At 40.4% G+C, this 24783-nt stretch carries 23 protein-coding genes and 1 tRNA gene; 12 read left to right on the top strand and 12 right to left on the bottom strand.

The window, feature by feature from the left end; all coding sequences use genetic code 11:
- Position 1: 1 nt before the first annotated feature.
- The 5 genes from rlmH to leuS form a co-directional block, all read right to left on the bottom strand.
- Entirely contained in the window at positions 2-472 is a 471-nt protein-coding gene (gene rlmH, locus KO530_RS00790) for a 23S rRNA (pseudouridine(1915)-N(3))-methyltransferase RlmH (RefSeq protein ID WP_216046481.1), read from the bottom strand.
- A 31-nt stretch (positions 473-503) separates the two neighbouring features.
- On the bottom strand, positions 504-821 hold the full coding sequence (gene rsfS / locus KO530_RS00795; RefSeq protein WP_216046482.1) for a ribosome silencing factor: 318 nt from the start codon (positions 819-821) through the stop codon (positions 504-506).
- Positions 822-940: 119 nt separating this feature from the next.
- Positions 941-1963, bottom strand: coding sequence for a DNA polymerase III subunit delta (gene holA / locus KO530_RS00800; RefSeq protein WP_216046483.1), 1023 nt, complete (start codon positions 1961-1963; stop codon positions 941-943).
- The gene (gene lptE, locus KO530_RS00805) at positions 1963-2478 is read right to left on the bottom strand and encodes an LPS assembly lipoprotein LptE (protein WP_216046484.1); all 516 of its coding nucleotides are present in this window, start codon (positions 2476-2478) and stop codon (positions 1963-1965) included. The genes holA and lptE overlap by 1 nt, the downstream gene beginning before the upstream one ends.
- Positions 2479-2482: 4 nt before the next feature.
- The gene (gene leuS, locus KO530_RS00810; protein WP_216046485.1) at positions 2483-5086 is read right to left on the bottom strand and encodes a leucine--tRNA ligase; all 2604 of its coding nucleotides are present in this window, start codon (positions 5084-5086) and stop codon (positions 2483-2485) included.
- Positions 5087-5330: 244 nt separating this feature from the next.
- Here leuS and KO530_RS00815 point away from each other — a divergent pair, with 244 nt between their 5' ends.
- The 3 genes from KO530_RS00815 to KO530_RS00825 all read left to right on the top strand — a co-directional run bounded on the left by KO530_RS00815 (position 5331) and on the right by KO530_RS00825 (position 9216).
- Complete coding sequence (locus KO530_RS00815) at positions 5331-7718, top strand: Lon protease family protein (protein WP_216046486.1); 2388 nt, start codon at positions 5331-5333, stop codon at positions 7716-7718.
- Positions 7719-7745: 27 nt separating this feature from the next.
- Positions 7746-8228 carry an FKBP-type peptidyl-prolyl cis-trans isomerase gene (locus KO530_RS00820; protein WP_216046487.1) on the top strand — a complete coding sequence of 161 codons (483 nt, stop codon included), beginning with the start codon at positions 7746-7748 and terminating at the stop codon, positions 8226-8228.
- 199 nt (positions 8229-8427) lie between these two features.
- Positions 8428-9216 carry a peptidoglycan-binding protein gene (locus KO530_RS00825; RefSeq protein WP_216046488.1) on the top strand — a complete coding sequence of 263 codons (789 nt, stop codon included), beginning with the start codon at positions 8428-8430 and terminating at the stop codon, positions 9214-9216.
- 51 nt (positions 9217-9267) lie between these two features.
- Here the strand turns inward: KO530_RS00825 and KO530_RS00830 are convergent, their stop codons facing one another.
- From KO530_RS00830 to yhbY, 5 genes are all read right to left on the bottom strand, one after another.
- Positions 9268-10989, bottom strand: coding sequence for a tetratricopeptide repeat-containing diguanylate cyclase (locus tag KO530_RS00830; protein WP_216046489.1), 1722 nt, complete (start codon positions 10987-10989; stop codon positions 9268-9270).
- 2 nt (positions 10990-10991) lie between these two features.
- A complete protein-coding gene (locus KO530_RS00835) occupies positions 10992-11213 on the bottom strand; it encodes a hypothetical protein (protein WP_216046490.1) in 222 nt (73 codons plus the stop codon).
- Positions 11214-11327: 114 nt separating this feature from the next.
- A complete protein-coding gene (locus tag KO530_RS00840) occupies positions 11328-12134 on the bottom strand; it encodes an SAM-dependent methyltransferase (RefSeq protein ID WP_252728699.1) in 807 nt (268 codons plus the stop codon).
- Positions 12121-12681, bottom strand: a complete 561-nt coding sequence (locus KO530_RS00845) for a GNAT family N-acetyltransferase (protein ID WP_354667853.1) — start codon at positions 12679-12681, stop codon at positions 12121-12123. Before KO530_RS00845 ends, KO530_RS00840 begins: the two co-directional genes overlap by 14 nt.
- A 224-nt stretch (positions 12682-12905) precedes the next feature.
- Positions 12906-13202, bottom strand: coding sequence for a ribosome assembly RNA-binding protein YhbY (yhbY, locus tag KO530_RS00850; protein WP_216046493.1), 297 nt, complete (start codon positions 13200-13202; stop codon positions 12906-12908).
- 94 nt (positions 13203-13296) lie between these two features.
- Between yhbY and KO530_RS00855 the strand changes: the two genes are divergently transcribed.
- The 7 genes from KO530_RS00855 (at position 13297) to KO530_RS00885 (ending at position 19549) form a co-directional block, all read left to right on the top strand.
- Positions 13297-13926, top strand: a complete 630-nt coding sequence (locus KO530_RS00855) for an SAM-dependent methyltransferase (protein ID WP_216046494.1) — start codon at positions 13297-13299, stop codon at positions 13924-13926.
- A 104-nt stretch (positions 13927-14030) separates the two neighbouring features.
- The gene (ftsH, locus tag KO530_RS00860; protein ID WP_216046495.1) at positions 14031-15974 is read left to right on the top strand and encodes an ATP-dependent zinc metalloprotease FtsH; all 1944 of its coding nucleotides are present in this window, start codon (positions 14031-14033) and stop codon (positions 15972-15974) included.
- 94 nt (positions 15975-16068) lie between these two features.
- Positions 16069-16896 carry a dihydropteroate synthase gene (folP, locus tag KO530_RS00865; protein WP_216046496.1) on the top strand — a complete coding sequence of 276 codons (828 nt, stop codon included), beginning with the start codon at positions 16069-16071 and terminating at the stop codon, positions 16894-16896.
- 4 nt (positions 16897-16900) lie between these two features.
- A complete protein-coding gene (gene glmM / locus KO530_RS00870) occupies positions 16901-18241 on the top strand; it encodes a phosphoglucosamine mutase (protein ID WP_216046497.1) in 1341 nt (446 codons plus the stop codon).
- Positions 18242-18359: 118 nt separating this feature from the next.
- The gene (gene tpiA / locus KO530_RS00875) at positions 18360-19085 is read left to right on the top strand and encodes a triose-phosphate isomerase (protein WP_216046751.1); all 726 of its coding nucleotides are present in this window, start codon (positions 18360-18362) and stop codon (positions 19083-19085) included.
- Positions 19086-19094: 9 nt separating this feature from the next.
- Positions 19095-19442 carry a preprotein translocase subunit SecG gene (secG, locus tag KO530_RS00880; protein ID WP_216046498.1) on the top strand — a complete coding sequence of 116 codons (348 nt, stop codon included), beginning with the start codon at positions 19095-19097 and terminating at the stop codon, positions 19440-19442.
- 22 nt (positions 19443-19464) lie between these two features.
- Positions 19465-19549 (top strand) — tRNA-Leu (locus tag KO530_RS00885).
- Between the two features lie 133 nt (positions 19550-19682).
- Here the strand turns inward: KO530_RS00885 and KO530_RS00890 are convergent.
- On the bottom strand, positions 19683-20954 hold the full coding sequence (locus KO530_RS00890) for an O-acetylhomoserine aminocarboxypropyltransferase/cysteine synthase family protein (RefSeq protein ID WP_216046499.1): 1272 nt from the start codon (positions 20952-20954) through the stop codon (positions 19683-19685).
- Between the two features lie 171 nt (positions 20955-21125).
- The gene (locus KO530_RS00895) at positions 21126-21860 is read right to left on the bottom strand and encodes a transporter (RefSeq protein ID WP_216046500.1); all 735 of its coding nucleotides are present in this window, start codon (positions 21858-21860) and stop codon (positions 21126-21128) included.
- Between the two features lie 310 nt (positions 21861-22170).
- On the opposite strand from KO530_RS00895, the gene pnp reads away from it, so the two are divergent.
- A complete protein-coding gene (gene pnp, locus KO530_RS00900; RefSeq protein WP_216046501.1) occupies positions 22171-24282 on the top strand; it encodes a polyribonucleotide nucleotidyltransferase in 2112 nt (703 codons plus the stop codon).
- Between the two features lie 85 nt (positions 24283-24367).
- On the top strand, positions 24368-24676 hold the full coding sequence (locus KO530_RS00905) for a DUF1244 domain-containing protein (RefSeq protein ID WP_216046502.1): 309 nt from the start codon (positions 24368-24370) through the stop codon (positions 24674-24676).
- Positions 24677-24783 lie beyond the last annotated feature (107 nt).

Consider the following 24783-nt stretch of genomic DNA (forward strand, 5'->3'; position numbering starts at 1 on the left):
ACTATTCTCGGTGATAAGGGTGATTGGCATTCACCGACCAAGCACGATATAAACTCTCAGCAACAATTATACGAACCAAAGGGTGCGGCAAGGTGAGGGCAGATAGCGACCACTTTTGTTCACTGGCTTGGATACACTCTGGCGCGAGTCCTTCAGGACCACCGATCAATAAGCTCACGTCTCTGCCATCCATTTGCCAAGCGGCAAGGTTTTGCGCCAAATCAGTTGTGGTCAAGGCTTTTCCTGTTACTTCAAGGGTGACAACTTTGTTACCTTTGGGTATTGAATTTAAGGTAAGTTCCCCTTCTTTTTGCAAAATCCGTTTAATATCTGCATTTTTGCCTCGTTTCCCTGCAGGAATTTCGGTTAAGGTTAACGATAAATCGCCGTTAAAACGGCGCTCATATTCTCGATAACCTGTTTCCACCCACGAGGGCATTTTGGTGCCTACTGCTATCAGTTGAATGCGCATTAGAACTAATTTCCTAGATTGAGTTTAGTCGCTATGCCCAAAGCTTTTCTAACTGGTAGAAATCACGAGTCTGATCTTGCATTACATGCACTACAATTTCACCAAGATCTACTAACACCCATTCGCCTTCGGCTTGACCTTCGACGCTGAGAGGCGGGTGGCCCGCTTTCTTAGTTTCGTAAACTACATTTTGTGCAATTGACGCCACATGACGTTTCGAATTCCCCGAGCAAACCAACATAGTGTCGGTTACTGTAGACTTGCCTTTTACATCAATATCAACGATGTCTCTGGCCTTAAGGTCTTCGATTTTATCGATTACAAATTTTTTGAATTCGTCGCTTTCCAATTGTGTTCCTCTTAAAACGTTTTCTCAACGTGAATTGTATCAGAAATAATAACAAACTAGCATAGCTATCTATTACTTCAATTATAAAGGGGTTGCAGCGTTACGCGTAACGATTGCAGTTATTCTAATGGTATAGAAGTTAAGTCAAACGGAATAAATAATAAACACAAATGACACAGCTCAACATAGGGACGCATTACTTGCGATTGTTTTATTCGTTGATCCAATATTTGCAGTTTTTGCTGGATATTGTCTAAGGTTGCTAAGGAAATCCGTTGCAAGGCACTCATATAGAACCCTTGTCTATTTTTCCATATCCGATGTTGGTTCCAATTGATGGCTTTACCTGCTTGTTTATCCGCTAGTAAGGAGCTTAAAACTTGCCATTCTCGGGTCAAAGCCCAACACACTATAGTCGGTTCTACTCCTTCAGCTTCTAATCGATACAACATTTTGACCATTCTATCAGCGTCACCTGAAAGCATGACATCGACTAATTGGAATACGTTGAATCGAGACTGATCAACCACGGATTCAATGATTTGTTGTTCAGTGACCACGCCGTTAGGATACAACAACAGTAATTTGTCGATTTCCTGTTTGGCCGCTAATAAATTTCCTTCACAATAATCACTTAGCAGTTTGATTGACTCAGGTCCGGTTTTTAAGCCTGTCTCATTCATATAACCTGCAACCCATTGCTGCAGTTGCTTGCCTTCTAGGGCAAAACAGGGAACATAAATACCTTGTTTGTCTAATGCTTTAAACCACTTAGCATTTTGTACATCACGTCCAATCTTTTGCCCGTGTATGAGTACGATAGTATCGGCATGAGAATTCGCAGCGAGTTCACAAAGCACTTTGCTGCCTTCCGTTCCCGGTTTGCCTGTAGGTAGTTCTAATTCGATAAACTGTTTTGAGCTGAACAGCGATAATGTCTGGGTTGCTTCGATTAGGCTGGACCACTGAAATTGATTGTCTACTGTGAGTTGCTGGCGCTCGTCAAATCCTTGTTGTAATGCTTGTTTGCGTATTGCTTCAATACTCAGCATTTTTTGCAGTGGTTCATCACCAAAAACCATATAAAAACTATGGTCATTTTGTTTAACATGTTGGGCCAAGCGATTTGGATAGACCTGCATTAAAGTTCTCGGCTATCCAAACTAGGTAACATTCTGACAATGCGATCTGCGGCTTGATTACGCATCTCTTTAAGCACTAAGTCTAATTCCCGAGATTTAGCCAAAATAGCATCGGGATCATCTTGGTATTCCCGAGTAATATCAAATTCTACAATTTGCGGTTCTTTATCAGGAAAAATGACTTGCAGTTTAATGGTCAATACCAACTCATATTCCGCGACTTGGCCACTACTAAAAAGTGAAAGTAACCTTCTATCAAGGCTGTCTGGATACAAATAAATAGCAATAGTGCTGTCTTTTTGTTGCACAGGAATGTTAGCCACATAGGCTATCTGATAGAAATCGAAGTGTTCTTTCACCGCGCGTTTTAAAGGTGAATATTCCTTAGGGCCAGACAGGTAGACCTGCTGAATACCGTTTGGCAAAGGCTGTGAACCTCGCAGTTTGAAGCCGCAACCTTGTATACCAAAGATCAAAAGAAATAATAAAAAAGCACGGGTTGAAAGAGTTTTCATCTTATTAGTTTGCCACTATGTTAACTAATTTACCTGGTACATAAATTACTTTTCTAAGTGTTTTACCATCAGTAAATTGGGTTACGTTTGGTTGCTCAATAGCGAGTTCTTTAACTTCTGCTTCTGGCATGTCGGCCGCCACCATCATTTTAGCTCGAACCTTACCGTTGACTTGTACAATGATAAGTTTTTCGTCTTCAACAAGGGCTGACTGATCCGCCTGTGGCCATGCTTCAAAAGAAATTTCACTTGTGTGTCCAAATTGTTCCCATAATTCGTGGCATATATGCGGTGTTATAGGATTCAACATAAGTACCATTGCTTGTAAACCTTCATCTAACAACGCACGATCTTGGGCTGAATCTTGAGGCGCTTTTTGTAGGTGATTTAGCAGTTCCATAATCGCCGCTATCGCTGTATTGAAGGTTTGACGACGACCTAGGTCATCGCTAACTTTATCAATGGTTTTGTTAATATGGCGACGTAGTGCTTTTTGATCAGTGCTAAGGGTTGAAACAGATAAACTTTCAACGGGTCCTAAGGCTAAATGATCTTGCACCAATTTCCAAAAACGTCTTAAAAAGCGGTTAGAACCATCTACTCCAGAATCAATCCATTCAAGCGTCTGCTCTGGTGGCGCAGCAAACATAGTAAACAAACGAATAGTATCTGCACCGTAAACATCAATGACCTGTTGAGGGTCGATGCCGTTGTTTTTCGACTTTGACATTTTGGTCATGCCGCCAAATTCAACTTCTTTACCGTCACTGGCTAATGTTGCACTAACAATTCGGCCTTTTTCATCTTTTTGAGTATCCACATTTGCCGGTGAATACCACTGCTTTTTGCCTTTTTCATCTTCGCGATAAAAAGAGTCGGCTAAAACCATACCTTGGCAAAGCAACCGTTTGTATGGTTCGCTAGACTCTACTAAGCCTTCATCCCGCAATAACTTATGGAAAAAGCGCGAATACAATAGATGCAATATGGCATGTTCTATACCGCCTACATATTGATCTACTGGCAACCAATAGTTTGCTTGTGCTGGATCTAACATGGCTTGATCATTTTGTGCACTTGTATAGCGTGCATAATACCAAGATGACTCCATAAAGGTGTCGAAGGTATCTGTTTCACGTAGCGCAGGTTGGCCTTGGTATTCGGTTTTAGCCCATTCTGGATCCGCCTTAATAGGTGAAACAACACCATTCATCACGACATCTTCGGGTAAGACAACTGGCAAATCTTGTTCTGGAACGGGGACAGATTCGCCATTCTCCAGATTCAGCATAGGAATCGGGGAACCCCAATAACGTTGGCGCGAAACACCCCAGTCACGAAGACGGTAGTTAACCTTACGCTGACCTTTACCTTGAGTTTCTAATTCTTGACTAATTTTTTCAAATGCTTGTTCTGAGGTTAATCCGTCAAAATGTCCAGAATTAACTAATTTACCTTTTTCAGTGAATGCCGCTTCACTTAAGTCACAGGTAAGACCGCTGTTATCAAGTGGTTCAATTACTTGGGTAATATTCAGTTTATATTTTGTGGCAAACTCATAATCTCGTTGATCATGTCCTGGTACCGCCATAACCGCACCTGAGCCGTAATCCATTAACACAAAGTTAGCGGCCCAGACCGGGACTTTGATACCGGAAATAGGGTGTACTGCATACAAACCTGTTGCACAGCCCTTTTTCTCCATAGTGGCCATATCCGCTTCTGCTACTTTGGTGTTTTTACACTCTTCAATAAATGCGGCCAATTCTGGATTACTATTTGCTGCTGCTAGGGCAATAGGGTGAGTCGCCGCAATACCAACATAAGTCACACCCAATAGCGTGTCAGGACGGGTGGTATAAACTTCAAATTCGCTGATATTATCGATTGCTTGGGCAAGCTCAAACTTAATTTCTACCCCTTCAGAACGCCCAATCCAATTTTTTTGCATAGTGCGAACTTGCTCTGGCCAGTCTTCCAACTGTTCCAAATCTTGCAGAAGCTCTTCTGCATAGTCGGTTATCTTAATAAACCATTGAGGAATTTCTTTTTGTTCAACCAAGGCTCCTGAGCGCCAACCGCGACCATCAATCACCTGCTCGTTAGCTAATACGGTATGATCAACCGGGTCCCAGTTTACGGTAGCATTTTTCTTGTAAACTAAGCCTTTTTCATATAATCGAGTGAAAAACCATTGTTCCCAACGGTAGTAATCTTGTTTACAGGTTGCTAATTCACGGTTCCAATCATAGCCAAATCCAAGAGATTTGAGCTGCTGCTTCATGTAATCAATATTTGAATAGGTCCATTTCGCAGGAGCAGTATTATTATTAATCGCTGCGTTTTCTGCTGGCAGTCCAAATGCATCCCAACCCATGGGCTGCAATACGTTCTTGCCTTGCATACGATGAAAACGGCTGATTACATCGCCAATGGTATAATTTCTAACATGGCCCATATGTAAACGACCACTTGGATAGGGAAACATCGACAAACAATAAAATTTTTCCTTACTAGCATCTTCTTCAGCTCGGAATATGTCATTTTGTTCCCAATGGGATTGTACCTTTGATTCAATTTCTTGCGGGTCGTATTGTTTGTCAGCCATTAACACGGAATTCCAAAAATAGTATATTTATCTGTTAAAAGAAGCGAAAAGGACTTCTTAATGTTATTCCTTCAAGAATACCTTAGCTAGCCGTATGCAAACAACCGGAAATGCAGTTTAGAGCAATTAAAAACGGTTAGTATGATTATTAATTAGCCGAAACTGAAATTACTAAGGGGTTTGACAGTTGACACAATTCAACATAAAGGTTTCACTGTGGCCAAATTAACTTCAAAATAGACATATGCTGCAACCTACATCACTTAGTGTTGAACAATTAACCGCAATCCCTAGTCGTCGTTTGATTAATCAAGCGCTGCGCGACGATAATGCGTTGTTGGCTACATTTATCGGACAACAAAGAGCCAGAGAAGCACTGTCTTTTGGTTTGGGCATACAAGCCAAAGGTTATAACCTCTATGTTATGGGGGAGCATGCCACGGGCCGGTTTACCCTAGTTCAAGAATATATTGCCAAATCAGTAGACAAAGTCCCTACACCAGACGAGTGGTGCTACATCAATAACTTTGAAGAAGAAAGGGAACCTTTCGTTCTGCGCTTAAAACCCGGCGAGAGTAAGCTGCTACATAAAGATATGGAGGGCTTAATTGACGAGCTCTTAGATACCTTTCCTGCCGCCTACGATAACCCTGGATACCAACGTAAAAAAGCGGCCATTGCTAGAGAGTTCGATCAACGTTATGACAGGGCTATTGATAAGGTAGAACAGTATGCACAATCTAAAAACGTTGCCTTGTTTGAAGAAAATGGCACCATAAGTTTTTCACCAATTGTAGATGACAAACCGATCACAGATGCGGATTTCACTAAATTAGATGATCAGCAACGTCAGCATTATTATCAACTAATTGACAAATTAGAGGATTATTTAAGTGAAGCTTTGTTGGAGTTGCCTAAGTGGAAACGTCAATCATCTGAACAGTTACGTAAACTCAAGCGTGATACCGCTGAGCAAGGCATCAAACCGCTATTAAAAGACTTAGAGCACAAGTATGCCAACGAATTAGCCATTCTAAAATTTTTAAGGCAATTGAAATCCCATTTAGTCGATACCATCGTTGAATTACTTGCTGGCGATATTAAAGATGATAAGCAAGATGAATACGATAAACGTGATGTTTTAGAAGAACAATACCTACCTAATATTTTGGTATCTCATCATTTAAACGATGGGGCTCCGGTAGTTTACGAACCAAATCCCACCCATCAAAGTCTATTTGGTAAAATTGAATACACAAATGTGCAAGGTTCGATGTACACCAGCTATCGAATGATTCGAAGTGGCGCATTGCATAAGGCAAATGGCGGCTATCTTTTGTTAGATGCAGATAAAATGATTGACCAACCGTTTGTCTGGGATTCCTTAAAACTCGCATTAAAATTTGGACAGCTCAAAATGGAGTTGCCGCAACTTGACGTGGGAATGGTTAATTCTATGACGTTGAATCCGCAACAAATTCCGCTGAACGTGAAAGTGGTGTTATTGGGGTCCAGAGATTTATATTATTTACTACAAGATTATGACGAAGAATTCGATGAATTATTTCGTGTATTAGTCGACTTCGATCATGAAATACCGCTCAATAAACGTACCCTTTATGATTTTGTCGGCCGGGTACGCAATCATGTGATATCACTTGGTTTGAATAGTATTTCTGATTCGGCGATGTACCGTTTGGTCGAGTACAGTTTACGACTTGCCGAACATCAGCAGAACCTGTCTGCACGTTTTTCAGATGTGATCGAGTTAATTAATGAAGCTCATTATTTTTGCAGTTTAGAAAACTCAAGTGAAATTCAAACTAGTCATATCGAAACCGCTTTAAAGGCAAAAGTTGAAAGGACAGGGCGGGTAAGTCAGGCATTATTGGAAGATATTAAGCAAGGTCAGATATTGATTGCGACCGAAGGAACTGCTATTGGCCAAGTTAATGGCCTGACGGTTCTGGAAATTGGTGACAGTGTCTTTGGCACACCTGCAAGAATCACCTCAACCGTGTACGCGGGGGCAAATGGCGTGGTTGATATAGAACGGGAGGTCGAGTTAGGCCAACCCATTCATTCCAAAGGGGTTATGTTACTTACCGGCTATTTGGGTAACAAGTATGCGCAGTATTTCCCTTTAACACTGTCTGCTAATATAGCCCTTGAGCAATCGTATGGGCATATTGATGGAGATAGCGCGTCATTAGGTGAATTAGTCGCGCTGATCTCAGCGTTAACAGAAGTGCCGGCACGACAAGACCTAGCCATTACGGGTTCAATAAATCAATATGGTGAAGTGCAAGCTATTGGCGGTGTAAATGAAAAAATTGAAGGTTTTTTCAAGCTCTGTCAACATCGCGGATTGAATGGCACTCAAGGTGTGATTATCCCGCATTCTAATCATATTAATTTAATGCTTAATAGCGAAGTAATCGAAGCCGTAAGATCAGGTGTATTTCACATTTACACCGTTGCCACAGTAGACCAAGCTTTGTCTTTGTTGACCGGTAAAGAAGCCGGTGAGCTAAATTCTAGAGGACGCTATCCGAAAGGCACTATGAATTACTTGGCGGTAAATCGCTTGTATAACATAGCTTCAATAGTCAACGGTGCAGACGGAGATTAACAACACAATGAAATGTAAGAGAAAAATATGACAATCAGTAAAGATAAAGTGGTTCAGTTTCATTATCGAATTAATGATCTTGAAGGTAACGAGTTAGAAACGAGTTTTGCTAGTGATCCTGCGGCATATTTGCATGGTCATAACAATGTGATGGTTGGCATCGAAGAATCCCTAGAAGGTAAAAGCGTTGGAGATGAGTTCAGCGTTGAACTTCCAGCCCAAGAAACCTTTGGTGAAGTGATTAAAAATGCAGAACAGCGGGTTTCCGTTAAGCATTTGCAAGGGGCTAAAAAATGGAAACCGGGAATGACAGCTGTTTTGCAAACTGAAAACGGTGCTAGGGAAGTGACCATTGTTAAGATGGGTAAATTTATGGCTACTGTGGATATTAATCACCCGTTAGCTGGGCAAACCCTTAAATTCGATTTAAAAGTGGAAGATGTACGTGATGCCACTGATGAAGAATTGTCTCATGGACACGCTCACGGAGTTGGCGGCCACCATCACTAACAGAAGTTATTCATTTCAACGACCATCAAGTATATTTAGCGTGAATTAAAAATTTACGCTAAATATTTAACGATTTCGCGAATTTACGCTATCTTAATTAAGTCCTATCCTTTTTAACAACACATTACTTCACATGGATAGGTAATTAATGCATCGCAGTTAGAATGCACTTTGTTTTCATTACATAAGGACATCTAACATGATTCCAGTGGATGGCGATTTCATCTTGGCGGTTGCACCGCGATTCTCAGGTGACAAAGCAGAAGCACAAATGCGAATAGTTGGTCAGCTTTCAGCTATATTCGCGCCAACCTTAGCCAGTTATCAAATTAATACCAGACTGCGGATTGCTCATTTCATGGGACAAGTTACCCATGAGTGTGCAGGTTTTCGAACCACCGAAGAGTTCGCATCAGGTGCAGCCTATGAAGGCAGGAGTGATTTGGGGAATGATCAAATTGGTGACGGTAAACGCTACAAAGGTCGTGGTCTGTTGCAATTAACAGGCAGAGCCAATTATCGACAGTATGGTAAAAAACTCAACTTGCCCTTGGAGGATGATCCTCAAATTGCTGCTGATCCGGCCATTTCCCTTAAAATTGCCTGTGAATATTGGCGTTCCAGAAAAATTAATGCTGCCGCTGATCTCGACGACCTAATCAGGGTTACAAAGCTTGTAAATGGTGGCACTAACGGTCTAGATGATAGGCGTAAATACCTGCAAAAAGCCAAACGAGCTTTAGCTAGTATTGAAGGTATCCGGATAGCGCTGAATGATGGCGATAACGCAGTGGTTCTTCGTCGCGGATCCTTTGGTGATAAGGTGGGGGAATTACAAAAGATGCTAGCTGACAAAGGTTATGTGCTGTCAATTGATAATGACTTCGGTGCGGGCACGGAAGGAGCCGTTATCATGTTCCAAAAGGACAATGGTTTGAAAGAAGATGGTATTGTGGGAAAATCCACTTGGCAGAAACTAGGTGCTTAACATGTTAGCACCTAGTTAGGCGTATTTAGATTTGCGGTAGAGGCGGGGTTATCATTGGTTAAATTGATAAACCCGATTACGACCGTTTTCTTTAGATTCGTACAAAGCAGTATCTGCACCAGCAAATAGTTTTTCTAAACTGTATCCACAAGTCGAAGCATCAGCAACACCAAAACTAGCGGTGATTTTAAATTGATGGTCGGTTTCGTGGGTATCGATGCTGGCAATGGCAGCACGGCAGATTTCAGCAACTTTACAAGCTTCATCAACGTTACAACCTGGCAATACAATGCCAAATTCCTCGCCACCCATGCGGCCAATAAGATCAATTGATCTGCATACTAATTTTGCTTCTTTTACTGATTTTTTAAGTGCCCAATCTCCGGTTTGATGACCGTAAGTATCATTCACTTTTTTAAAGTGATCCAAATCAAACAACACAAAGCTAACAGGTTGTTTCTGATTTTCTGCATCGTCAATTATTCTTTTCGCTCGATGATTGAAATGGTGACGATTACTGATCCCCGTTAGCTCATCAGTCTCTGCCAACTTTCGCAGTTTTATTTGGATTTTTCTGCTGCGATATAACCAAACAAATAGCAAAATAAGTAGAGAGACAGCCAAAGTAAGGGCAAGTCGATTATTACGTGATTGTTCGGCGGCTAATTCTGCTTGTGTGCGTAATAGTGCATTTTGTTTATCTAAAATAACGATTGTATTGTCTTGCTCCAACTTTTCGTATTTAGCTTGTTGAAACGCAAGACCTCGAGCTTTAGTGTCATCTATATAGGCTTTTTCAGCTTCATTAAATCGTTTTAAATATTCAACGGTTTGTTGGTAGTCGCCCTGAGCTTCGGCAGCTTTATATAACACCCCCAATGACCTTACTAAGCCTTTGGTTAAACCAAAATTTTGAATACTGTCATAGGCTTTTAAACCATATGTTTTAGCTAAATCAGGCTGATCTAAAAGTAAATAATTATTTGCCATCAAACTATAAAATACACCAATTAGTGGTGGATATTTACTCTCTACAGTCTGTTTCTCGGCGTCTTGCAATAATTTGAGGGATTCTTTGATGCGACTTTCGTTGGTTAATGATTCTGCCACCGTCATAATAATGATATTTGCGACTAAAAATTCATTGTTACTTTTACAAAAATCAATACTTTCTTGCGCATACTGATAATCAGTAAGCACTTTTGCCAGTTCAAATTCTGATTCAACTTTTATTTGCCGTGCAAAACATTGAGTTCGATTAGTTGTATTTCTTGCTAAAAGTTGGTTGGCTACTTTTAATCCCAATTCATATTGCTGGGCTTGATTATAAAAAATTGCAACAATGCCAAAGCTACTGTTTAAGGCCTCTTCATCCTGTACTTTTTCACGTTGGTCGAACAAACGGTTAATTGCCTTCGCCCCATAGTAAAAATCACGTTTAACTGCGTAATTATTAACTAAAGAGCTTAGCGCTCGCAATTTTAACGTTTCCGAAGCATTACTACTTTCTATATTTTTATACAGCTCGATGGCTTCATCCACTTTTCCGTTGAAAGTAAGTTGATAACCTTTAAGCAAGTGATAGAAATGCTTTTGCTGGGTTTCAAATGGTTCATCAGTTTCTTCCAACTCTGCCATTAGCGCTTCAAAAGCATTAAAATCAGAACTTCTTATTTTATCTGCTTTATGCAACAGCGTCGTTACATCTGCAAGCGACGTAAGTGGAGTCGATAAGCTCAATAAAAAAACAACAGAAATTACAACAAAACGCATTTTCAACTCTCTTTTGGTGCGTCTTCCTGCTCTTCAGACTCCTCTTCTTTTTGCTCATCATCTTTTGCTGGCATCAACGCACACCAAAATTTTCCTTGTTTTTGACGCATTTCTTCTATGTCTTTTTTAGCTTTTAAGGCTAGAGGATGTTGTCCCTGTTCAGACAATTCTCTTTTAAAGTCGGGGTTAACAGCTAGTTGTTCTAATAATTGTAACGCTGACATATTGGCACCTTATTTTGATTAAAAAAATATCGGATGAATAAACAATTTAAACGGCCCGTATTATTAAACACTTGGCATACATGTGGAAGGGACTATCTGCTATTTTTCAGGTTTTTATTGTACTTTCGAGAGGTTTTTCATTTTTCGATGCATTTCAGCGTCAATTTTTTTGGGTATAGACGGTGGAATCACTAAAGTAGAAAAATGTTCAACACTGATCAGGCTTAGTTGATTTAACGGAAACCATTCAATTCTTGGAGTTTCGGTAGGTAGAGTAGGTGACTCATAAATCGCTATTTTATGCGTCGGTGGATAATATTCAGTTAATAATTCTTGTAAAAGATGACGGTAGGCAGCGTCTGTTTCATATTTTGACATACTGAGATCACCTACAAAGCCTAGCTGCCATAGAATTAAATAAGCCGATTCATCCACTTTACGTTCATATAGCATAAATTGGCTGGCCTCTAGATGTACCGCCCCCCATCGACCTGGATCTATTGCCATATCTGCATACAAACAATCTTCAGCAGAAATACCTGGCTCCATGTGGCCGTGATACCCTTTTAATTTAGCGAGTTCGATTATTTTATGAGGAGCCCAAGCAAAAACACCAGGATGGCCATAAAAGGCAGCAACCACATTTTTGCCTAATTCAACTTCAGCCATAACAGTGTCGACCATTTCCTGATAGCTCTTTCGTCTATCTTTACCATCAGCGTAAAATATTTGCAGACTTTGACATTTAGGGTTCATTTTACGAACCCATGCTTCGGTTAAGGGATCGGTGACACTCATAAAAACCACATCAGCTTGTTGTATAAATTGCTGCGACAAAGGAGCAATATGCGACCCTAAAATCATTCCTAGACCCACACACACGATACTGCCTGCTTTTTCACTATGGCTATTTGATGACAAGATTTGTATCCTCATTAGATTTTAAAAAATCATCTTTGCTAATAGAACAACGCATTTTGTTGGCTTGGTTATTGTCAGCCTCTATTTTGAAATTAAGTCTATGTGCAATTTTTTGAATAGCGATATTGTCCGCATTAAAATAGGCGTGGGCAGACATCAGACCTAAGTGTCTAAAACCGTAAAATAACATCGCGGTAACCGATTCAGTTGCGATATTTTTACCATAAAACTCAGGACTTAATAGAATCCCGAATTCTGCATCATTGTGTTTTCGCTGGCTCTTATCGGCCATAAAACCTTGGATACCTATGGATTGTCCCGATACGATACATTCAATACGCCAAAATTCATTTGCACATTGTTGTTGCTTTTTTAATATGCCTAGAAATAGAGATTTGGCTTGCTGGCGGGTTAATTTGGGCATGATTTTACCCATGACAATGTCGTTGCAATAGAGCTCGCAGAACAGGTCTAGATCTTCATTTATGAGTGTTTTAAATCGAAATCTTTTCGATTGATACTGTGTTTTTAGAATTTCCATATCCATTTATTAGCAAAGCAGTTACATACATTGTTACAGAATTTGTATATGCAAAAACATTCTATTTTACGTACAGTAATTAGTGGCAATTCCAATACCCCAAAATTCAAGCAGTAAACTGTGAAATGAGAAGGGGAACTGGAGCAAGGAGGCTAACAAGGGATCTAAATTATAAATCCCAGCACAGTGTACCTAGCAAAAAGGTAATAGATGAAACGTAGAAAAACCAGTTAAACTTTTGGAATACTGATTTTTTTCTCTTCACTTTGACGATACATTATTAATGTGTGTCCAATTACCTGCAACTGAATCGCCGATGTTTCACGAATGATTGCATCCATAATAAGTTGTTTTTCTTCTCGATCATCAGAAGGTACTTTAACTTTAATGAGTTCATGGAAGCTTAAGGCATTTTCGATTTCAGCTAATACGCCTTCGGTAAGGCCATTATTACCCAATTGTACTATGGGTTTTAAAGGATGGGCCAAGCCTTTTAAATATTGTTTCTGTTTATTAGATAACTTCATTTAGATTATTTCTTACAATTTTATTGATAATTTACGGTTGAAAATAGCTATTCTAACGCCATCTTGCTTTTATACCTAATAAGAAACGACATGCATGGCAAAAAAGACGTATTCAGTAAGCAGTAAATTATGGATAAAAGAGCATTTTGATGATCTAAGTGTTCAAAAGCAACAAAATCAAGGAGACTGTTTCGAAGATGTTTTTAAGTTAGAGCAAATCCAACAGAAGTTTAATTTCATCAAATTAGGCATGAGAGTTGTCGACCTAGGTGCCGCGCCTGGAGGATGGTCACAATATGTTGCAAGTTTAGTTGGTGATTCAGGTAAAGTGTTTAGCTGTGATATTTTGGATATGAAACCAATTGAAAAAGTTGATTTCATCCAAGGTGATTTTCGTGACGAAGCGGTACTTAATACACTTTTGAACAAAATAGGCGGTAAACCCGTAGATATAGTGTTATCCGATTTAACAACTAACGGGAATGGCTCTGCTACGGCGGTGCAAGCAAGTAATACCTATTTATCGGAACTTGCATTTGATTTATGTAGGCAAATATTAAAACCAAACGGTGTTTTTATAGTCAAAGCATATAAAGGTGAAGGTTTTGATGAGTTTTATAGTGAGTTGAAAGACGCATTTAGCGTAGTGAATACCAGTGAACTGATTTACGCACTAGCAAAATCAAACGAGGTTTATCTGGTAGCGGCAGGATATAAACTGTAGTACTCTTGAAGTACTGCTAACCGGGCAAAGACTTGATTGATTGTTAAGTAATCGAATTAAGCGTGAGCCTACAGACAGAATTTTACTTTTAGAGGTTAAAAGCGTTGAGCGATATGGCAAAAAATTTAATCCTATGGTTGGTCATCGCCGTTGTGTTGATGTCCGTGTTTAATAGTTTTACGCCAGGCGAAACAGGCAAGGCGAAAATTGATTACACTACGTTTGTACGTAATGTAGATCAAAAAACTGTGCGACAAGCAACCATAGACAGACAAACAGGCGAGATCACTGGTACTACAACCAGCGGAGACGCGTTTTCAACTTATATTCCATACACAGACCCTGATTTAATGAACGATTTGATTAGCAATGGTGTTGTAGTTGAAGGCAAGCCGCCTGAAACGCCTTCATTCCTATCTCAGATTTTTATTTCTTGGTTCCCAATGTTATTGCTAATAGGTGTGTGGATATTCTTCATGCGTCAGATGCAAGGCGGCGGTGGTCGTGGAGCAATGTCTTTTGGCAAAAGCAAAGCGCGTTTGTTAGGTGAAGACCAAATCAAAACAACTTTCGCTGATGTAGCTGGTTGTGATGAAGCAAAAGAGGATGTATCTGAGTTAGTCGATTTCTTAAGAGATCCTACTAAATTCCAGAAATTGGGCGGTAAAATACCTAAAGGTGTGTTGATGGTTGGCCCTCCTGGAACCGGTAAGACACTACTAGCTAAGGCCATTGCAGGTGAAGCTAAAGTACCGTTCTTTACTATTTCAGGTTCAGATTTTGTTGAAATGTTTGTTGGTGTTGGTGCTTCTCGGGTACGTGACATGTTTGAACAGGCTAAAAAATCAGCGCCGTGCATAATCTTTATTGATGAGATAGATGCTGTTGGTCGCCAACGTGGTGCCGGCTTAGGCGGAGGTCACGATGAACGTGAACAAACATTGAACCAAATGTTGGTTGAAATGGATGGATTTGAAGGTCACGAAGGAATTATCGTCATCGCGGCAACTAACCGCCCAGATGTACTTGACCCTGCGTTATTGCGCCCAGGTCGTTTTGACCGTCAAGTAGTGGTTGGATTACCAGACATTCGCGGACGTGAACAGATTCTTAAAGTACATATGCGTAAAGTTCCTATTGGTGACAATGTTGAAGCCTCACTTATTGCAAGAGGGACGCCTGGTTTCTCAGGGGCTGATTTAGCTAACCTCGTTAATGAAGCTGCATTGTTTGCGGCACGTTCTGATAAACGTGTTGTGTCCATGGAAGAGTTCGATAAGGCGAAAGATAAAATCATGATGGGCGCTGAGCGTAAATCTATGGTGATGTCTGAAGAAGAAAAAACCAATACTGCTTATCATGAGGCTGGTCATGCGATTGTTGGTCGCGTGGTTCCAGAACACGACCCGGTTTATAAGGTCTCTATTATTCCCCGTGGTCGGGCTTTAGGTGTGACAATGTATTTACCTGAACAAGATAAATACAGTCACAGTAAGCAGCATTTAGAAAGTATGATTTCTAGTTTATTTGGTGGTCGTATTGCCGAAGCACTGACCCTTGGAGAAGAAGGTGTCACTACTGGTGCTTCAAATGATATTGAGCGAGCCACTGATATTGCCCGTAAGATGGTGACCCAGTGGGGACTATCTAACAAGATGGGACCAATGCTTTATTCTGAAGAAGAAGGCGAAGTGTTCCTTGGACGTAGCATGTCTAAAGCTAAGCATATGTCCGATGATACAGCTCGTGCGATTGACGCTGAAATCAAATCAATCATCGATCGTAATTATGAACGTGCAGAGAATATCTTGAACGAAAATATGGATATTTTGCATGCTATGAAAGATGCTTTGATGAAATATGAAACCATCGATGCTAAGCAAATTGATGACTTAATGGCTCGTCGTCCTGTAAGACCACCTGCTGATTGGGATAGTCGTGACCCAGGTTCCGATGACAAACCCACTGGTGGTGCTACAGTTAGCGTGGATGAGGATAAAAGTACTCCTCCTCCAACCGTTGGTAAGCCAGGCGATATAACTAGTTAAATCGTTACTTATTAAAATTAGGTCGACTCAGACAAGTGCTGACTCGACCTTTTTTGTATTTACTATCCCATTTTTGTAGTGTGTAAATTACGTTATGCAGTTTAAAGATAAACACATTGATTTAACTATTCCTCGAGTGATGGGGATTTTGAACGTTACTCCAGATTCATTTTCCGATGGCGGTAAATATGTGGGTCTTGACAATGCGCTAACTCAAGCAGAAATAATGATCTCAGCAGGCGCTGATTTTATAGATGTTGGAGGAGAATCGACTCGACCCGGTGCTCAAGATGTCAGTGTTCAACAAGAACTTGATCGAACCATTCCAGTGATTGAGGCTATCCATGCTAATTTTGATGTCGTAGTTTCGATTGACACCAGTAAACCTCAAGTTATGAAGCATGCCGTTGATGCTGGGGCAGGGCTGATCAACGATATCCGCGCATTATCCGAAGAAGGGGCAATAAAAGCCGCCGCTAAAACGGGTGCCGCAATCTGTTTAATGCATATGCAAGGCCAACCTAAAAATATGCAACAGGCACCAACTTATGATGATGTGGTTAACGACGTTATAGCATTTTTACAATCAAAAATTGAACAGTGCTTGCGAGCAGGAATCCCCAAATCGTTATTAATGATTGATCCCGGATTTGGTTTTGGTAAAACATTACCGCATAATTATCAAATACTTGATAGACTTGAAGAAATGAAAGAATTGGATTTACCAATGTTGATTGGCGTTTCACGTAAGTCGATGATTGGAAATCTATTAGATAGAGAAGTTGACGAAAGATTAGCTGGCAGTATAGCAGCTGCGACAATAGCGTTAACTAAAGGTGCATCGATTTTGCGAGTGCACGATGTCAAACAAACAGTTGATGCTGTAAAAGTAGTATTAGCGTTGAGTGCGTATAAGGATTAATGTAATGGGCTCAAGAAAATATTTTGGTACAGATGGTATTCGCGGCAAAGTTGGCGAAAGTGTGATCAATCCTGAGTTTGTAATGAAGCTAGGTTGGGCGGCTGGAAAGGTGCTAGCAGGCCAAGGCACAAACAAAGTACTGATCGGTAAAGATACACGGATATCTGGATATATGCTTGAGTCTTGTTTGGAAGCCGGTTTATCCGCTGCGGGCATTAATATTGGGCTACTCGGCCCGATGCCAACTCCAGCTATAGCCTATTTAACCAAAACTTTTCGTTCTGAAGCGGGAATTGTAATCAGTGCTTCTCACAACCCATTTTACGATAACGGAATAAAATTTTTTTCCGCTAATGGTTATAAATTAGATGACGAAATAGAACTCGCTATTGAAAAGGAAATGGAAAAACCTATGGTATGCGTTGCCTCTGATAAATTAGGTAAGGCTTATCGGATTGAAGATGCTGCAGGTCGATACATCGAGTTTTGTAAAGGTAACTTCCCCTCTGATCTGAATCTCAAAAGTTTAAAAATAGTGGTCGATTGCGCCCATGGTGCGACCTACCATATAGCTCCGAATGTACTGGAGGAGCTAGGCGCTGAAGTTATTGAAATTGGTACTACTCCCGATGGTTTAAACATCAATAAAGGGGTGGGAGCAACCTCAATGAAAGCGATTCAGGAAAGCGTGTTAGAACACAACGCAGATTTAGGTTTTGCCTTAGATGGTGATGGTGACCGCATTATGATGGTGGATCACAAAGGTAACATTATTGACGGCGACCAACTCATTTATATCATTGCCCGAGATTCATTAAAATCGGGACGTTTGAATGGAGGAGTGGTTGGCACGTTAATGAGTAATTTAGGGTTAGAGATTGCCTTAAACAAACTAGGTGTAGCTTTTGTAAGAAGTAATGTTGGTGATCGCTACGTAATGGAATTGTTGCAAGAACGTGGTTGGGCAATTGGTGGTGAGAACTCAGGGCATGTACTCAATTTAAATGTTACTTCTACAGGTGACGGAATATTAGCCGGTTTGCAAGTTATTACTGCAATGTTGCGTTCTCAAATGAGTCTCCATGAATTATGCTCAGGTATGGATATGTACCCTCAAACATTGGTGAATGTTAGATTTGAGGAAGGCGAGAATCCGTTAGAAAACGCTAAAGTTAAAGAAGCTGTAATCGAAGCTGAAACAAATTTGGGTAAAACCGGCCGAGTGTTGTTAAGAAAAAGTGGTACTGAACCACTTATTCGCGTAATGGTAGAGGCCGAAAAACAAGAAGATTCGACTAATTGGGCTGAATTTATTGCAGATGCAGTGCGTAAATTAACCAAATAGCTATTTAGCATCATAAATTAACGCTAGCCTACTTGTATATTTTACTAGGGTTAGTTAATATCTCGCCCGCTTTTTCGCTGGGCTAAGGAAGATTAAAGTGCAGAACAAACGTCGCCCTATGGTTGCAGGCAACTGGAAAATGAATGGCAGTATCGAACTTGCCAAGCAGATGATGGACACTCTTAATGGTGCCAGTTTGCAGGAAGTCGATGTTTTGGTTTGTCCTCCGTTTCCGTTTCTAAGCGCTTTTGAACACTTTGACGGAACAATTGGTGGACAGAATCTAAGCGAATTTAATTCTGGCGCGCACACTGGTGAAGTGTCAGGTTCAATGCTTAAATCGCTAAATTGTGACTTTGTGCTGGTCGGTCATTCTGAACGAAGAACTGATAATGGTGAAAGTGATGCCCTAGTTGCGAAAAAAGTGAGTGTGGCTTTAGAACATGGTTTAACTCCAGTATTGTGTGTAGGTGAACCAGAAGCTGTGCGTGAAAGTGGTGAGTTTTTTAATCATATTCAAGGGCAGATAGATGCTGTAATTGATGTGATTGGAATTGCTAACTTTGACAATATTGTTGTTGCTTATGAACCGGTTTGGGCTATAGGCACTGGTAAAACGGCGAGCCCTTTACAAGCTCAAGAAGTGCACGCTTTTATTCGTGAGTATTTGAGTAAGCTAGATACTAGTGTTGCCGGTGGTTTGCGTATTTTGTATGGTGGCAGTGTTAAAGCGGCCAATGCCAATGAATTGTTTTCACAACCCGATGTTGATGGCGGGTTGATAGGTGGGGCCAGTTTGGAACCACAGGAATTTTTAAATATTTGCTTAGCGGCAAAAGGTTAGAGACATAACATGACGTATTTTTACGAAATTTTGATAGTTGTTTACTTAGTAGTTGCTTTGATGTTGATAGGTATGGTCCTAATACAACAAGGTAAAGGTGCAGATATGGGCGCATCTTTTGGTGGCGGTGGTTCAAATACCGTCTTTGGCTCTACTGGCTCTGGTAATTTTATGACTAGAACTACAGCGATTCTAGCCACTTTGTTTTTCGTGATTAGTCTGATTTTAGGAAATCAAACTGCTGATAAAAGCCAATCTGTTGATGAATTTGAGAACCTAGGGGTAATTGAACAGCCAGTAGATTCTGATATTCCAAATCAAGAAAATAATAAAGAATCAAACGAGATCCCTAACTAAGTATTTGATTAAATAAAACATCGCGGATGTGGTGGAATTGGTAGACACGCAGCCTTGAGGGGGCTGTGGCTTAGGCCGTGGGAGTTCGAGTCTCCCCATCCGCACCAAATATAAAAAAGGCCACAGCAATTACTGTGGCCTTTTTTTGTGCTTAAACTTAACATTTTAGCTTGCATTAAAAAGCGCTATTTTAGTTTAACCAAAATAACGCTGTAAGGATCTAAGAGTATTTGCAGGTTTCTATACTTTATCTAGAGCTTGGCTAACATCGGTAATGATGTCATCGATGTGCTCAATACCCACCGAAATTCTGACTAAATCAGTGCTAACGCCCGCAGCAGCCAGTTCTTCTTCGTTTAGCTGGCGATGGGTCGTTGATGCTGGATGGCAAGCCAATGATTTTGCATCTCCAATATTCACTAGGCGTAGGATCATGTTTAATGCATCGATAAATTTGGTGCCTGCTTCAAGGCCGCCAGTGATGCCAAAACTCAAGACACCAGATGCTTTGCCTGAAGTGATATTTTTACAGTTCTCATGGTAAGGACTATCAGGTAGGGCTGCATAGTTCACCCATTCGACTTTATCGTGTTTGAGTAAATAAGCCGCTAACTTTTCTGCATTTTCACAATGGCGATCCATCCGTAAACCAAGGGTTTCTAATCCTTGTAGTATTTGAAATGAATTTAAAGGAGATATTGCTGCACCGGTATTTCTAAGTGGACCCACACGGCAACGACCTATGTATGCTGCCGGACCTAGGGCTTCGGTATACACCACACCGTGATAAGATGGATCAGGTTCATTTAGGATTGCAAAACGCTGTTTGTTTTTAACCCAATCAAATTTACCGGAATCAACGATAACTCCGCCTACTGACGTTCCGTGTCCACCAATGTATTTGGTGAGTGAATGCACAACAATATGAGCGCCTAATTCAAAGGGTCTGCATAAGTAGGGGGTGGCAACTGTATTATCAACAATTAATGGTACACCATGCTTGTCGGCAATCTCTGCCAAGCGTTTAATATCAACCACGTTACCTGCTGGGTTGCCGATGGATTCACAAAAAATCGCTTTAGTTTTATCATCAATGGATTTTTCAAAGTTATCAAAATCATCATATGAAACCATGCGAGTTTCGATACCTTGACGAGGCAAAGCGTGGGCAAATAGATTATAAGTACCGCCATACAATTGACTTGTGCTTACAATGTTGTCGCCGGCTTCACAGATGCATTGAATCGCGTAGGTAATGGCTGCCATACCTGAAGATACACAGACCGCAGCAATACCACCTTCCATTGCTGCGACGCGCTTCTCAAGGACGTCAGTTGTTGGATTCATTATTCGTGTGTAGATATTTCCTGCAACTTTAAGGTCAAATAAATCTGCGCCATGTTGTGTATCATCAAACGTATAAGAGGTGGTCTGATATATTGGAACCGCAGCGGCTTTAGTGGTTTCTTCTGATTTATACCCTTCATGTAATGCTATTGACTCTAATTTCATTATTTTTCTCTGTAAGGTTGAGGTGATCTACTTATTTAAGTATTTGGAAAACTTATGATAGTTAAGGAAGTATTACCAGTAAAATCGATTTAGTTATTAATCATTCAAAACCGTTAGAAGGTAATTAATAACCCTGCCAAATGAAATCTGCAGTGATCGATAGATGATTAATTAAAAGGATTTTCCGATAAATATTCTAAAAACGTTATCTCTGGCGGCACTGGAAACGCCGGCTAAATAACTAACTGAATATGAAATGCCTTCTACCTTGCCAGAAATCGAGGGACCAATTTGGTGGCTATATTGATTTGTACTACCAAAATCACCAATTTTACCTAGCTGATTGAAGGAACTGAGCCCTAATGAGAGATTTTTGTCGGTTTTAAAGGTTATGCCAGTGCGCGATTCTAAATAGGTTCCAGTGGCAGGGTTGTCACCACCTATATCCCAACTAAACGAAAGTACTTGGGTAAGAGCCCATTTAGGAGCAAATGACCACCTATTCGTCCATTTGAACGATAAGCCTTCACTTCGATGGGCTTTGCGAGTTTTTATATCAAATCGAACGGCACTGTCCCATATTCCATCCTCTTTGTGCTGAAATTGCCATAACAAATCAGCTGAAATAGAGTCAAGTTCATAGCTTCCTGTAGTATCTCGTACCTGACCAACTAAGCGTAATCGCACAGAATCACTAATCGATTTTTGAACGTTCATTCTTGCTACCATTTGTTCTCTTTCACCATCTTCACTTGGTGTGTAAGCAGCACGAAATTGGAAGGATTGATCGTTGGGTTTTACTATTGGACCAGTCACACCGCTGGTGTTATTCGCATTTGCATTAAAACTAATACAAAGTACAAACAGAATTTTAAATGATAACTTTGTTCGCTTGATTGATGGCATTATTACATTTTTGTTACGTTTTTATGACTAACTGAGAGTGTAATCTAAATAACTATTAGTGCAAAAACTAATTTGCGGTTTCGACCTAGATTTACTTATTACTTTAGACCAAGGTTTAAAATATATCACTCAACTATTGCTTAGTGATCCTCTGCTTATTGTTATTTGAACGAAGTTAATCAGTAAAAATGCCGAAAAACGTAAATTAACCTAGATTAAATATAAATTTCACTGTCGATTTGCCCTTCATATAGCTATACTATGCGCCGCATTTGAAAGCGATATAAGAAAATATTAAAAAGGATAAATAGTGACTCCTATTACTAAAACATTTCAGTATGGACAACATACTGTAACGCTAGAAACGGGTGTAATTGCTCGTCAAGCAACCGCTGCGGTTATGGCCAGCATGGACGATACTTCTGTATTAGTCAGTGTTGTTGGTAAAAAAGATGCCAAAGCTGGGCAAGACTTCTTCCCATTAACGGTTAACTACCAAGAAAAAGCATACGCTGCTGGTAAAATACCAGGTGGCTTTTTTAAACGTGAAGGTCGTCCCTCTGAAAGTGAGACACTTATTGCACGTTTGATCGACCGTCCAATCCGTCCTCTATTTCCAGACGGCTTCATGAACGAAGTTCAAATTATCATTACCGTTGTTTCTGCTAATCCAGAAATTCCTACCGATATCATCTCTCTAATTGGTACTTCTGCGGCTCTTGCGATTTCAGGCATTCCATTTAACGGACCTGTTGGCGCTGCACGTGTTGGTTACAAAGAAGGTGAGTACATTCTAAATACCCTAACTTCAGAACTTGAAACAAGCGAATTAGATTTGGTTGTAGCTGGTACTGAAAGTGCAGTACTTATGGTTGAATCAGAAGCTAGTATTCTTTCTGAAGAAGTGATGCTTGGTGCTGTAATGTACGGACACGAGCAAAGCCAAGCTGTAGTGAATGCTGTACGTGAATTTGCTGCAGAAGTTGCGACGCCTAAGTGGGAATGGTCAGCTGTTGAAGAAAACACTGAACTTAAGAGCAAAATCAAAGAATTAGCTGAAGCAGGCATGACAGAAGCGTATCAGATTTCAGACAAAATGGTGCGTAAAGACGCTGTTGTTGCTGTCACTGAAAAAGCGGTAGCCGCTATTTTAGAAGCTGATCCTGAGCAAGACCCGAAAGAAGTGTCGGAAATGCTGCACGATCTTGAAAGTGATGTTGTACGTTCTCGTATACTAGCTGGTGAGCCGCGTATTGATGGTCGCGAACCAGATATGATCAGAGCGTTACATGTCAATACTGGCATTCTTCCTAGAACTCATGGTTCTGCTCTTTTCACACGTGGTGAAACTCAAGCATTAGTTGCTGCTACCCTTGGTACAGAACGTGATGCACAGATGATTGATGAACTAGGTGGCATGGCTAGCAGTCGCTTCATGTTGCATTATAACTTCCCTCCATACTGTGTAGGCGAAACTGGTTTTGTTGGTTCTCCTAAGCGTCGTGAAATTGGTCATGGTCGTTTGGCAAAACGTGGTATTCAAGCGGTTATGCCGTCTGAAGCAGAGTTTCCATATGTAGTCCGTGTTGTGTCAGAAATTACAGAATCAAACGGTTCTTCTTCTATGGCTTCAGTATGTGGTACATCTTTGGCACTTATGGATGCGGGTGTTCCGATTAAAGCTTCTGTAGCAGGTATTGCTATGGGCTTAGTGAAAAGTGACGAAAACTTCGTTGTTTTATCTGACATTCTAGGGGATGAAGATCACCTAGGTGATATGGACTTTAAAGTTGCTGGTACTACTGATGGTATTACTGCACTTCAAATGGACATTAAAATCGAAGGTATTACCCAAGAAATCATGCAAAAAGCCCTTAAGCAAGCTAAAGAAGCTCGCTTACATATCTTGGGTGTTATGGATGAAGCGCTTGGTGGTCACCGCGATGAAATGTCTGAATTCGCCCCGCGTATCTATACTCTTAAAATCGACCAGGATAAAATCCGCGATGTTATTGGTAAAGGCGGCGCAATGATCCGTGCGATCACTGAAGAGTCAGATACTAATATTGAAATTGAAGACGACGGTACTATTAAGATATTTGCTACTGAATTAGCTAAAGCAGAAATTGCGATTGCTAAAATTGAGCAAGTAACTGCTGAAGTAGAAGCGGGCAAAACTTACCACGGTAAAGTGACTCGTATTGTTGATTTCGGTGCATTCGTTGAAGTGTTACCAGGTAAAGAAGGTCTTGTACATATTTCACAAATCGCTCACGAGCGTGTGAATAAAGTTTCTGATTATCTTTCTGAAGGCCAAATGGTCGATGTGAAAGTAATGGAAATTGACCGTCAGAACCGTGTGCGCTTAAGCATCAAAGAGCTGTTAGAAAAACCAGCTGCTGAAGCACCATCAGAAGACTAATCTTCAAATTTATATGACATAAAAAAGGAGCGCTAAGCTCCTTTTTTGATTTTTACTAAATTGATTATCAATCGCAGGATTTATAATGGATAAACAAACAGAAATTGAAATACAAGCGGCTACTTTTAGACGTTTGTTGAAACATTTAGATGATAATAAAGATGTACAAAACATCGATCTGATGATTTTGGCGGACTTTTGCCGTAATTGTTTGGGCAAATGGTACAAGGCTGCAGCACAAGAAAAAGGGATAGAGATCGATTACGAACAAGCCCGTGAAAAAATATACGGTATTCCTTACGCACAGTGGAAGGAAAAATACCAAGCCAAAGCAACGCCAGAACAATTAGCGGCTTTTGATGCCAGACAAGCACAAAAAGGCGGCTGTAACTAAGTTACTGATGACGGTAACTTAGTTAATTGCGAATATGCTTATTAGCAACTAAAGTTATTTAAATTATCTAGTCAACCGTTCTAATCTATACATAGACATAACAAGTA

The organism is Aliiglaciecola lipolytica, from assembly GCF_018860635.1.
Lineage (GTDB): Bacteria > Pseudomonadota > Gammaproteobacteria > Enterobacterales > Alteromonadaceae > Aliiglaciecola > Aliiglaciecola lipolytica_A.